Below are 12,596 nucleotides of genomic sequence, written 5' to 3' on the forward strand. Positions count from 1 at the left end.
GTCGCAAATTATTGCGGCGAGGTGTCCAGCGGCTCTGGCGTCGGAACCGGAACGGTTTCTACACCATCGACGTCCTTCTGGATCTGATCCAGCAGGGAGCCTGGCTTGACCGGTTTTTCCGGTGTTGGCTTCTCGGCGTTTTCAGCAGGAGCGGTCACGTTGGTGCCACTGTCCTTGCCGAGAATCGCTTCGTCACGGCTCACGCCCGGCATAAAGTCACCGGACAGGCTGACGAGCTGGTCGTTCGAGTTGAAAATAACACTCATGCGTTCCTGCTGACGTTCACCGCCACCAGGTTGCAGGCTATACAGATAATCCCAGCGATCGGCATGGAACGTGTCGGCAAGCAGAGGGTTGCCCATGATAAACCGTACTTGCGGCCGGGTCATTCCCGGGCGTAACTGGTCTATCATGTCCTGCGTGACGACATTGCCCTGCTGGATGTCGATTTTGTAAACCCCGGGGAATGAACAACCGGCGAGTGCGAGCAGTCCCACAAAGGTGAAACTGGTTAGCAAGAGCTTGGTGTTTTGCATCGGTGGGCGACTTCCACTATCTTGGCTGGGACAACGTAAACGCCGATCATACCCGTATTAAGAGAAGCTGCGAAGCAGCATCGCGAGAAAGCTGACCATGGTTGAAAATAGCGAACTACGCAAAGCTGGCCTCAAAGTGACCCTGCCACGGGTCAAGATCCTGCAAATGCTCGACTCTACAGAGCAGCGTCACATGAGTGCCGAGGACGTCTACAAGGCGTTGATGGAAGCGGGCGAGGACGTCGGTCTGGCCACGGTTTACCGTGTTCTGACCCAGTTCGAAGCCGCTGGCCTGGTGGTCCGTCACAACTTCGACGGCGGCCACGCTGTGTTTGAATTGGCCGACGGTGGCCACCACGACCATATGGTCGACGTGGAGTCCGGTGAAGTGATCGAGTTCTTCGACGAAGAAATCGAAAAACTTCAGAAGTCGATCGTCGAGAAGCATGGCTTTGAGATGGTGGATCACAATCTGGTGCTGTACGTACGCAAGAAAAAGTAAGCATGTCGCGCGAATTTCAGGTTCGCGAAACGAGCGAAGGCGACCCAAGGGTCGCCTTCGTGCTTTCTGCCATTCTTAAACTTTTGCGGTGACGACCATTTTCTTCGCGTGCGCCAGAGACTCTTTGGTCAGATCGATACCGCCCAACATCCGTGCCACTTCTTCTATACGGTCGTTCTTGCTCAGCTTGGAAACGGCGGTGTGCGTTGCCTCTTCCCCGCGTACCTTGTGCACGAACAAGTGCTGATGCCCCTGAGCCGCCACTTGTGGCAAGTGCGTGACGGTCAATACCTGACCGCGCTCACCGAGTCGGCGCAATAACTGGCCGACAATTTCAGCCGTGGGGCCGCCAATGCCCACGTCGACTTCGTCAAACACCAGGGTTGGAACACGAGAGGTCTGCGCGGTGATTACCTGGATTGCCAGGCTGATCCGCGAAAGCTCACCACCGGATGCGACTTTCGCCAGCGCCTTCAGCGGCTGGCCGGGGTTGGCGCTCACCAGCAATTCGACTTGTTCGAGGCCATTAGGCAAGAGTTCGTCGCTGCTGTTGGCGCGCAGCTCAATGGTGAATCGACCGCCAGGCATGCCCAGACGCTGAATCTCCAACTCCACCGCACTAGCCAGGCTGCCGGCTGCCTGATGGCGCAAATCGCTCAGCTCCCGTGCCTTTTCCTGATAGTGGCGGGCATAGGAGGCCAACTCGTCGCCCAATCGCTCAATGGATTCGTCATTGGCATTGAGCGTTTCGATTTCATCCAGCAGTTTTTGCTGCATTTCACCGACTTCTGTCGGCTGGATCCGATGCTTGCGCGCCAGCATGTAAATGGCGTCGAGGCGCTCTTCCAGATATTGCAGGCGTGCCGGGTCGGCATCGAATTTATCGAGGAAGCGATTGAGCTCACCGACAGCCTCTTCGACCTGAATCTGTGCGCTGGTCAGCAAACTGCTGGCTTCGCCGAGGGCCACAACGGAATTGTTCACGCTCGACAGGCGATTGAGGCTGGCGGTCAGTGCATTCAGCACATTGCCGGAATCACTTTCGCTGCATTGTTCGACCACTTGTCGGCAAATGCCGAGCAGGGTTTCAGCATTGGTCAGGTTCTTGTGTTCCTGTTCCAGCTGTTCGAGTTCGTTATCGCCGAGCCCGAGGTTTTCGAGCTCTTCGAGTTGGTAGCTGAGCAGTTGATGGCGCGCGCGTTGTTCGTCGCCGGAGTTGGAGAGACGCTCCAGCTCCTGGCGAGTCTGACGCCAGCGCTGCGCCGCCAGTTGTACCTGGCGGGCGAGGTCGGTCGCGCCAGCGTATTCGTCCAGCAGGCGACGATGGGTATCGGTTTTCAGAAGAGACTGGTGTTCGTGCTGGCTGTGGATATCGATCAGTAATTCGCCAAGCGACTTTAAATCGCCTAGCGGGCAGGGCGTACCGTTGATATAGCCACGAGAGCGTCCTTCCGAAGTAATGACCCGGCGCAGGATGCACGGGCCGTCGATGTCCAGATCGCGCTCGGCCAGCCAGGCGCTGGCTTCGGGGATATCGGCCAGGTCGAAGGTTGCCAGGATATCGGCCTTGTCGGCGCCCGGGCGGACGACTCCGCTGTCGGCACGATCGCCAAGGGTCAGGCCCAGGGCGTCGAGCATGATCGACTTGCCGGCGCCGGTTTCCCCTGTGATCACGCTCATCCCGCGATCAAGTTCAAGATCGAGATGTTCAACGATGGCGTAGTTATGTACGGACAGGTGCACCAGCATAAAGGCCGCTCCCAGGCTTTAGGTCTGGTTATTTATACAGTGTTTTGTTTGGCGCTGACAATGCCCTCACTTAGGTCGATTCGCTTGAGCGTTTCAAATGCTTAGCTCATCGAGGAATGAAAAAAAGCAGCACTTTTTTGTAGGGTTAATGCTTGAGCCCCCTTGAAGCCTGATTTTGCGGCCCCATATATCGGGACAGAAGCGCGAGTCGAACTCGCGGACGATATTGAAAGGAGAATTCTATGGCTGACGAACAGACAGTAGATAAGCAAAACCCAGAAGCCAATCAGGCGCCCGAGGGTTCGGGTGACGACCTGGCGACCCGTGTACAAGTGCTCGAAGAGCAATTGGCCGCCGCGCAGGATCAGTCTCTGCGTGTTGCTGCCGATCTGCAGAACGTCCGTCGTCGTGCCGAGCAGGACGTGGAGAAGGCGCACAAGTTTGCGCTGGAAAAATTCGCCAGCGACCTGCTGCCGATCGTCGACAGTCTGGAGCGCGGCCTCGAGTTGTCGAACCCGGACGACGAAAGCATCCGTCCGATGCGCGAAGGCATCGAGCTGACCCTGAAAATGTTCCACGACACCCTCAAGCGTTATCAGCTTGAAGCGATCGATCCGCATGGCGAACCGTTCAACGCCGTTCAGCATCAGGCAATGGCCATGCAGGAAAGCGCAGACGTCGAGCCGAACAGCGTTCTGAAGGTGTTCCAGAAGGGCTATCAGCTCAACGGTCGCCTGCTGCGCCCGGCCATGGTCGTGGTCAGCAAGGCGCCAGCGCCAGTTTCGCCTTCTATTGATGAGCAGGCTTGAAATTAGCCGCAAGGCCCCCATTTAGAAGTCAAGCGTTTAAGTGCTACCGCAGTCAGCCACCACTGCTGCGGCATCCAAATCCAAAGTTTCGGGAGAGTTAACATGGGCAAAATTATCGGTATCGACCTGGGGACTACCAACTCCTGCGTCTCCGTGCTGGAAAACGGCAAAGCAAAAGTTATTGAAAACGCTGAAGGCGCGCGTACCACGCCGTCGATCATCGCTTACGCCAACGATGGCGAAATTCTGGTTGGTCAGTCTGCCAAGCGTCAGGCAGTCACCAACCCGCACAACACTCTGTACGCCGTAAAGCGTCTGATCGGTCGTCGTTTTGACGAAGAAGTTGTGCAGAAAGACATCCAGATGGTGCCTTACAAGATCGCCAAGGCTGACAACGGCGACGCTTGGGTTGAAGTGAACGGCCAGAAAATGGCACCGCCACAAATCTCGGCTGAAATCCTGAAAAAGATGAAGAAGACCGCCGAAGATTATCTCGGCGAGGAAGTCACCGAAGCAGTGATCACTGTTCCGGCCTACTTCAACGACAGCCAGCGTCAGGCGACCAAAGACGCCGGCCGCATCGCGGGTCTGGACGTTAAACGTATCATCAACGAACCAACCGCAGCCGCTCTGGCTTACGGTATGGACAAGGCCAAGGGCGATCACACCGTGATCGTTTATGACCTGGGTGGCGGTACTTTCGACGTTTCCGTGATCGAGATCGCTGAAGTTGACGGCGAGCACCAGTTCGAAGTGTTGGCCACCAACGGTGACACGTTCCTGGGCGGTGAAGACTTCGACATTCGTCTGATCGACTACCTCGTTGACGAATTCAAGAAAGAAAGCGGCATGAACCTTAAAGGTGACCCGCTGGCCATGCAGCGCCTGAAAGAAGCTGCTGAGAAAGCCAAGATCGAGCTGTCGTCCGCTCAGTCGACCGACGTCAACCTGCCGTACATCACTGCAGATGCCACCGGTCCTAAGCACTTGAACGTGAAAATTTCGCGTTCCAAACTCGAGGCACTGGTTGAAGACCTGGTTCAGCGCACCATCGAACCTTGCCGCATCGCCATGAAAGACGCAGGTCTGGACGTTGGCGCGATCAACGACGTGATTCTGGTCGGTGGTCAGACCCGTATGCCGCTGGTACAGAAGCTGGTTACCGATTTCTTCGGTAAAGAAGCGCGTAAAGACGTTAACCCGGACGAAGCTGTTGCCATGGGTGCTGCCATCCAGGGCGCCGTTCTGGCCGGTGACGTGAAAGACGTTCTGCTGCTCGACGTCAGCCCGCTGACCCTGGGTATTGAAACCATGGGCGGCGTGATGACCGCGCTGATCGAGAAAAACACCACGATTCCTACCAAGAAATCGCAAGTGTTCTCGACTGCCGACGACAACCAGGGCGCCGTGACCATTCACGTCCTGCAAGGCGAGCGTAAGCAAGCCACTCAGAACAAGTCCTTGGGCAAGTTCGACCTGGCCGACATTCCACCTGCACCACGTGGCGTGCCGCAGATCGAAGTAACCTTCGACATCGACGCAAACGGCATCCTGCACGTTGGCGCGAAAGACAAGGCCACCGGCAAGACTCAGTCGATCGTGATCAAGGCCAACTCCGGTCTGTCCGACGAAGAAATCGAGCGCATGGTGCGTGACGCCGAGGCGAATGCCGAGGAAGACCGCAAGTTCGAAGAGCTGGCTGGCGCCCGTAATCAGGGTGATGCACTGGTTCACTCGACTCGCAAAATGATCGCTGACGCGGGTGACAAAGTTACCGCCGAAGAGAAAACCGCGATCGAAGCTGCCGTGGTTGCTCTGGAAGCCGCTGTGAAAGGCGATGACAAGGCTGCCATCGAAGCGAAAGTCGAAGAGCTGTCGAAAGTCTCCGCTCCGGTTGCTCAGAAGATGTACGCCGAACAGGCTCAGCCTGCTGAAGGCGCAGCACCGCAAGACGAGAAAGCTGAAAAAGCCGACGATGTTGTCGATGCTGAGTTCGAAGAAGTTAAAGACCACAAGTAAGTTGTTGGTCGGCCGGTTGACTGCCTTCAGGCGGTGACTGGTAGGATGTCGCCGCGCGGGAGCTTGCTCCCGCGTTGGCGTATCTGGAATACGCGAATTTTTACAGCATGCGACAAGGCTCGCGTGTTGGTGGTATGGCCTGGAATGCTCCTGCTTTTCGCGCCGAAAGTACCGCATGAATCAAAGACCAGGATCGTTGAATTGACGTGAGTTGGGTCCGGGCCTGTATTGGGGCTCAACGAGTTTGGCCATCCTCAGGAGGGGTTTGCCGAACGTCCTCAAGAGTGCGAAGAACTTATGGCAAAGCGTGATTATTACGAAGTGTTGGGTGTTGAGCGTGGCTCAAGCGATGCGGACCTGAAAAAGGCCTATCGCCGTCTGGCGATGAAGCATCACCCGGACCGTAATCCCGATGACAAAGCATCGGAAGAACTGTTCAAAGAGGCCAATGAGGCCTACGAAGTGCTGTCCGATTCGAGCAAGCGCGCGGCGTACGACCAGTACGGTCATGCAGGCGTTGATCCGAGCATGGGCGGCGGCGGTGCCGGTTTCGGCGGTCAGAACTTCTCTGACATCTTTGGCGATGTATTCAGTGATTTCTTCGGTGGCGGTCGCGGCGGTTCCCGTGGCGGCGCCCAGCGTGGCAGCGATTTGCGCTACACCCTGGAGCTGAATCTGGAAGAAGCGGTGCGTGGCACCTCGGTGAATATCCGCGTGCCGACGCTGGTCAATTGCAAGCCGTGCGATGGCTCGGGCGCCAAGAAAGGCTCGTCACCTTCGACGTGCCCGACGTGCGGCGGCATCGGTCAGGTGCGCATGCAGCAAGGTTTCTTTTCGGTTCAGCAGACCTGCCCGCGCTGCCATGGCCAAGGCAAGATCATTTCCGATCCGTGCGATTCCTGCCATGGCGACGGTCGTGTCGAAGAGTACAAAACCCTGTCGGTCAAAGTGCCCGCCGGCGTTGATACTGGCGACCGCATCCGTCTGTCTGGCGAAGGCGAGGCGGGGACTCAGGGTGGTCCGACTGGCGACCTGTACGTGGTCATCAATGTCCGCGAACACGACATCTTCCAGCGTGACGGCAAGCATCTGTTCTGCGAAGTGCCAATCAGCTTTGTCGATGCAGCGCTGGGCGGCGAGTTGGAGATTCCGACCCTCGACGGTCGCGTCAAACTGAAAATCCCTGAAGGCACCCAGACCGGCAAGCAATTCCGCGTGCGTGGCAAAGGCGTTGCTCCAGTGCGTGGCGGCGGTGCGGGCGATCTGATGTGCCGTGTGGCTGTCGAGACCCCGGTCAATCTGAACCGTCGTCAGCGTGAATTGCTGGAAGAGTTCCGCAGCTCGCTGGCCGATGACAACAGCCACTCGCCGAAAACCACCGGTTGGTTCGATGGTGTAAAGCGCTTCTTCGGCGATTTGTAAGGAGTCGGCATGCGACGTATTGCAGTGATGGGCGCCGCCGGGCGCATGGGTAAGATCCTGGTCGAGGCCGTGCAGCAGCGCGCGCCGCTGACCGGGCTGACTGCCGCGATCGTTCGCCCGGGCAGCACGCTGATTGGCGTCGATGCCGGTGAGCTGGCATCGCTGGGGCGAATCGGCGTGCCGTTGTCTGGTCATGTCGAAGCAGTAGCTGATGAGTTCGATGTGCTGATCGACTTCACGCTGCCTGAAGTCATGCTGAAAAACCTGGCCTTCTGTCGTAAGGCAGGCAAGGCCATGGTCATCGGCACGACCGGGCTGGATGCCGCGCAGAAGCGTCTGTTGGCGGAGGCGGGCAAGGATATTCCCATCGTGTTCGCCGCCAACTTCAGTGTCGGGGTCAATCTGTCGCTGAAGCTGCTTGATATGGCTGCGCGTGTGCTCGGTGATGATGCGGATATCGAAATCATCGAAGCGCATCACCGAAACAAGATCGATGCGCCGTCAGGTACGGCGTTGCGCATGGGTGAAGTGATTGCCAGCGCGCTGGACCGTGATCTGCAGAAAGTTGCGGTCTATGGGCGTGAAGGTCACACCGGTGTGCGCGAGCGTGAAACCATTGGTTTTGCCACGGTGCGCGGTGGGGACGTTGTCGGTGATCACACCGTGCTGTTCGCCTGTGAAGGCGAGCGTCTCGAGATCACGCACAAGGCTTCCAGTCGCATGACCTTCGCCAAGGGCGCGGTGCGTGCTGCGTTGTGGCTGGATGGTCGTGCGCCGGGTCTTTACGACATGCAAGACGTGCTCGATCTGCATTAAGTGCTCCAGAAACCGGGTTCAAACCATATGTTTGAGCCCGGTTTTTTCCGCCGAGCGACGCCCTGTCGCATTCTCTGCCCTTTCGGGCTCATTGGCGGTAGACCAAAAAAGCCTTTTTCTGTAAGCTACAGCTTTAGTGTGTCCACTAAAAGCGCGCAGAATAATTCAGTGAACAAGCGGGGTGACGTGTCCATACGTCATTCCGCTTTTTTACAACCTGCGATCGCCCTTTCATGCGTTATTTACGGGAGGTCTTCTTGACTAAGCCAGCCATACTTGCCCTTGCTGATGGCAGCATTTTTCGCGGCGAAGCCATTGGTGCCGACGGTCAAACCGTTGGTGAGGTGGTGTTCAACACCGCAATGACCGGCTATCAGGAAATCCTTACCGATCCTTCCTACGCCCAACAGATCGTTACCCTGACCTACCCGCACATTGGCAACACCGGCACCACGCCGGAAGATGCCGAGTCGGATCGCGTCTGGTCTGCCGGTCTGGTCATCCGTGACCTGCCGCTGGTGGCGAGCAACTGGCGTAACACGATGTCTCTGGACGATTACCTGAAGGCCAACAATGTTGTGGCAATCGCCGGTATCGACACCCGTCGCCTGACCCGCATCCTTCGGGAAAAAGGCGCCCAGAACGGCTGCATCATGGCCGGCGACAACATCTCCGAAGAAGCCGCCATCGCCGCTGCGCAAGGCTTCCCGGGTCTGAAGGGCATGGATCTGGCGAAAGTCGTCAGCACCAAGAAGCAATACGAATGGCGCTCGACGGTCTGGGATCTGAAAACCGACAGCCACGCGACCATCGAAGCCTCCGAGCTGCCATACCACGTGGTTGCCTACGACTACGGCGTCAAGGTCAACATCCTGCGCATGCTGGTCGAGCGCGGCTGCCGCGTCACCGTCGTGCCGGCGCAAACGCCTGCTGCCGACGTGCTGGCACTGAAACCGGATGGCGTGTTCCTGTCCAACGGCCCTGGTGACCCGGAGCCATGCGACTACGCCATCAAGGCGATCAAGGAAGTGCTGGAAACCGAAATTCCGGTATTCGGTATCTGCCTCGGTCACCAGTTGCTGGCTCTGGCCTCCGGCGCCAAGACCCTGAAAATGGGTCACGGCCACCACGGTGCCAACCACCCGGTGCAGGATCTGGACACTGGCGTCGTAATGATCACCAGCCAGAACCACGGTTTTGCGGTAGACGAAGAAACCCTGCCAGCCAACGTTCGCGCGATCCACAAATCGCTGTTCGACGGCACCCTGCAAGGTATCGAGCGCACCGACAAGAGCGCGTTCAGCTTCCAGGGTCACCCTGAAGCGAGCCCGGGCCCGAATGATGTGGCGCCACTGTTCGACCGCTTCATCAACGAGATGGCCAAGCGACGCTAAGCGTTCGCCTTGAGACTGTAGAGAGAAGCCCCTTGAGGGTGGCCCCGCTACCGGCGGCCCCTTCGAGGCTTCAGAAATCGATCAAGACGGCTTGCCGACTGACCTGCGGATTTGAGTGACAAACCCATGCCAAAACGTACAGACATTAAAAGCATCCTGATTCTCGGCGCTGGCCCGATCGTTATCGGCCAGGCTTGCGAATTCGACTACTCCGGCGCCCAGGCCTGTAAAGCCCTGCGTGAAGAGGGTTACCGCGTCATCCTGGTGAACTCCAACCCGGCCACCATCATGACCGACCCGTCGATGGCCGATGCCACCTACATCGAACCGATCAAATGGCAGACCGTTGCCAAGATCATCGAGAAAGAGCGTCCAGACGCACTGCTGCCGACCATGGGCGGCCAGACCGCTCTGAACTGCGCCCTCGACCTGGAGCGCGAAGGCGTTCTGGAGAAGTTCGGCGTGGAAATGATCGGCGCCAACGCCGACACCATCGACAAGGCTGAAGACCGTTCGCGTTTCGACAAGGCGATGAAATCCATCGGCCTGGCGTGCCCGCGCTCCGGTATCGCCCACAGCATGGAAGAAGCCAACGCGGTTCTCGAAACCCTCGGCTTCCCGTGCATCATCCGTCCGTCGTTCACCATGGGCGGCACCGGTGGCGGTATCGCTTACAACCGTGAAGAGTTCGAAGAAATCTGCGCCCGTGGTCTGGACCTGTCGCCGACCAAAGAGCTGCTGATCGACGAATCGCTGATCGGCTGGAAAGAATATGAAATGGAAGTTGTCCGCGACAAAAACGACAACTGCATCATCGTCTGCTCGATCGAAAACTTCGACCCGATGGGCGTGCACACCGGTGACTCGATCACTGTTGCTCCGGCTCAGACCCTGACCGACAAGGAATACCAGATCCTGCGTAACGCCTCTCTGGCGGTATTGCGCGAGATCGGCGTCGAGACCGGCGGTTCCAACGTGCAATTCGGTATCTGCCCGGACACTGGCCGTATGGTCGTGATCGAAATGAACCCGCGCGTATCGCGTTCTTCGGCCCTGGCTTCGAAAGCCACCGGTTTTCCGATCGCCAAAGTTGCGGCCAAACTGGCTGTGGGCTACACCCTCGACGAACTGTCGAACGACATCACCGGCGGCAAGACCCCGGCGTCCTTCGAACCGTCGATCGACTATGTCGTCACCAAGCTGCCACGCTTTGCTTTCGAAAAATTCGCTAAGGCTGACGCGCGTCTGACCACTCAGATGAAGTCGGTGGGTGAGGTCATGGCGATCGGCCGGACTTTCCAGGAATCCCTGCAGAAAGCCCTGCGTGGTCTGGAAGTGGGCGTTTGCGGTCTGGACGAGAAGCTCGACCTGAGCAACCCGGAAAGCATGAGCATCCTCAAGCGCGAACTGACCGTACCGGGCGCCGAGCGTATCTGGTACGTGGCTGACGCTTTCCGCGCTGGCATGACCGTCGAAGAAATTTTCGGCATGAACATGATCGATCCGTGGTTCCTGGTACAGATCGAAGATCTGATCAAGGATGAAGAGAAGGTCAAGACCCTGGGTCTGTCCGCGATCGACCGCGATCTGATGTTCAAGCTCAAGCGCAAAGGCTTCTCCGATCAGCGTCTGGCCAAGCTGCTGGGTGTTACCGAGAAGAACCTGCGGACTCACCGTCACAAGCTGGAAGTGTTCCCGGTCTACAAGCGCGTTGACACCTGTGCTGCCGAGTTCGCCACTGATACCGCCTATCTGTATTCGACCTACGAGGAAGAATGCGAAGCAGCGCCGTCGGGTCGCGACAAGATCATCATCCTCGGCGGTGGTCCAAACCGCATCGGTCAGGGCATCGAGTTCGACTACTGCTGCGTACACGCCGCCCTCGCTCTGCGCGAAGACGGGTACGAGACCATCATGGTCAACTGCAACCCGGAAACCGTTTCCACTGACTACGACACTTCCGACCGTCTGTACTTCGAGTCGGTAACCCTGGAAGACGTGCTGGAAATCTGCCGCGTCGAGAAGCCGAAAGGCGTCATCGTCCAGTACGGCGGCCAGACCCCGCTGAAACTGGCTCGCGCCCTGGAGGCCGCTGGCGTGCCAATCATCGGCACCAGCCCTGACGCCATCGACCGTGCCGAAGACCGTGAGCGCTTCCAGCAAATGGTTGAGCGCCTGAACCTGCGTCAGCCGCCAAACGCTACTGTGCGCAGCGAAGACGAAGCCATTCGTGCTGCGGCCAAGATCGGTTATCCGCTGGTGGTTCGCCCGTCCTACGTGTTGGGCGGCCGTGCGATGGAAATCGTCTACGAAGAAGAAGAACTCAAGCGCTATCTGCGTGACGCAGTGAAAGTGTCCAACGACAGCCCGGTGCTGCTCGACCACTTCCTCAACTGCGCCATCGAGATGGACGTGGATGCGGTCTGCGACGGCAAAGATGTGGTAATCGGCGCGATCATGCAGCACATCGAACAGGCTGGCGTTCACTCCGGTGACTCCGCTTGCTCGCTGCCGCCGTACTCGCTGCCGGCGCACATCCAGGACGAGATGCGCGAACAGGTCAAGAAAATGGCCTTGGAACTGGGCGTTGTCGGCCTGATGAACGTGCAATTGGCTCTGCAAGGCGAAGACATCTACGTCATCGAAGTCAACCCGCGCGCTTCCCGTACCGTGCCGTTCGTATCCAAGTGCATCGGTGTTTCCCTGGCCATGATCGCGGCTCGCGTGATGGCGGGTAAAACCCTGAAAGAAATCGGCTTCACCAAAGAAATCATCCCGAATTTCTACAGCGTGAAAGAGGCGGTCTTCCCGTTCGCCAAATTCCCTGGCGTTGACCCGATCCTCGGCCCAGAGATGAAGTCGACCGGTGAAGTGATGGGTGTCGGTGACACCTTCGGTGAAGCGTTCGCGAAAGCCCAAATGGGCGCGAGCGAAGTGCTGCCAACCGGCGGCACTGCATTCATCAGCGTGCGTGATGATGACAAACCACTGGTTGCAGGCGTGGCTCGTGATCTGATCAACTTGGGCTTCGAAGTGGTTGCCACTGCCGGTACTGCCAAGCTGATCGAAGCCGCAGGCCTGAAAGTGCGCCGTGTGAACAAGGTGACCGAGGGTCGTCCGCACGTGGTCGACATGATCAAGAATGACGAAGTCACGCTGATCATCAACACCACCGAAGGTCGCCAGTCGATCGCCGATTCCTACTCCATTCGTCGTAATGCCTTGCAGCACAAGATTTACTGCACCACCACCATTGCTGCTGGCGAAGCTATCTGTGAAGCGCTGAAGTTCGGTCCGGAAAAGACCGTGCGTCGCTTGCAGGATCTACACGCAGGATTGAAGGCATGAG

At 57.9% G+C, this 12,596-nt stretch carries 9 protein-coding genes; 7 read left to right on the plus strand and 2 right to left on the minus strand.

What is annotated here, in order from left to right:
- Positions 1–8: 8 nt before the first annotated feature.
- Positions 9–536 carry an outer membrane protein assembly factor BamE gene (locus ICA15_RS20545; RefSeq protein WP_042557578.1) on the minus strand — a complete coding sequence of 176 codons (528 nt, stop codon included), beginning with the start codon at positions 534–536 and terminating at the stop codon, positions 9–11.
- Between the two features lie 97 nt (positions 537–633).
- Here ICA15_RS20545 and fur point away from each other — a divergent pair, with 97 nt between their 5' ends.
- Positions 634–1,038, plus strand: a complete 405-nt coding sequence (gene fur / locus ICA15_RS20550) for a ferric iron uptake transcriptional regulator (RefSeq protein WP_150595101.1) — start codon at positions 634–636, stop codon at positions 1,036–1,038.
- A 75-nt stretch (positions 1,039–1,113) separates the two neighbouring features.
- On the opposite strand, the gene recN is transcribed toward fur, so the two are convergent.
- The gene (gene recN / locus ICA15_RS20555) at positions 1,114–2,787 is read right to left on the minus strand and encodes a DNA repair protein RecN (RefSeq protein ID WP_210554496.1); all 1,674 of its coding nucleotides are present in this window, start codon (positions 2,785–2,787) and stop codon (positions 1,114–1,116) included.
- A gap of 242 nt (positions 2,788–3,029) precedes the next feature.
- Between recN and grpE the strand changes: the two genes are divergently transcribed.
- The 6 genes from grpE to carB all read left to right on the plus strand — a co-directional run bounded on the left by grpE (position 3,030) and on the right by carB (position 12,595).
- Positions 3,030–3,596 carry a nucleotide exchange factor GrpE gene (grpE, locus tag ICA15_RS20560; RefSeq protein WP_042557580.1) on the plus strand — a complete coding sequence of 189 codons (567 nt, stop codon included), beginning with the start codon at positions 3,030–3,032 and terminating at the stop codon, positions 3,594–3,596.
- Between the two features lie 102 nt (positions 3,597–3,698).
- Positions 3,699–5,615, plus strand: a complete 1,917-nt coding sequence (gene dnaK, locus ICA15_RS20565) for a molecular chaperone DnaK (protein WP_150617089.1) — start codon at positions 3,699–3,701, stop codon at positions 5,613–5,615.
- Positions 5,616–5,912: 297 nt separating this feature from the next.
- Entirely contained in the window at positions 5,913–7,037 is a 1,125-nt protein-coding gene (gene dnaJ, locus ICA15_RS20570; RefSeq protein ID WP_038357478.1) for a molecular chaperone DnaJ, read from the plus strand.
- 9 nt (positions 7,038–7,046) lie between these two features.
- The gene (gene dapB, locus ICA15_RS20575; protein ID WP_150604096.1) at positions 7,047–7,853 is read left to right on the plus strand and encodes a 4-hydroxy-tetrahydrodipicolinate reductase; all 807 of its coding nucleotides are present in this window, start codon (positions 7,047–7,049) and stop codon (positions 7,851–7,853) included.
- A gap of 257 nt (positions 7,854–8,110) precedes the next feature.
- The gene (carA, locus tag ICA15_RS20580; RefSeq protein WP_047299697.1) at positions 8,111–9,247 is read left to right on the plus strand and encodes a glutamine-hydrolyzing carbamoyl-phosphate synthase small subunit; all 1,137 of its coding nucleotides are present in this window, start codon (positions 8,111–8,113) and stop codon (positions 9,245–9,247) included.
- A 126-nt stretch (positions 9,248–9,373) separates the two neighbouring features.
- A complete protein-coding gene (carB, locus tag ICA15_RS20585) occupies positions 9,374–12,595 on the plus strand; it encodes a carbamoyl-phosphate synthase large subunit (RefSeq protein WP_210554497.1) in 3,222 nt (1,073 codons plus the stop codon).
- Position 12,596: the final 1 nt, after the last annotated feature.

Source organism: Pseudomonas sp. P116, assembly GCF_020149425.1.
Classification (GTDB): Bacteria; Pseudomonadota; Gammaproteobacteria; order Pseudomonadales; family Pseudomonadaceae; genus Aquipseudomonas; species Aquipseudomonas anatoliensis.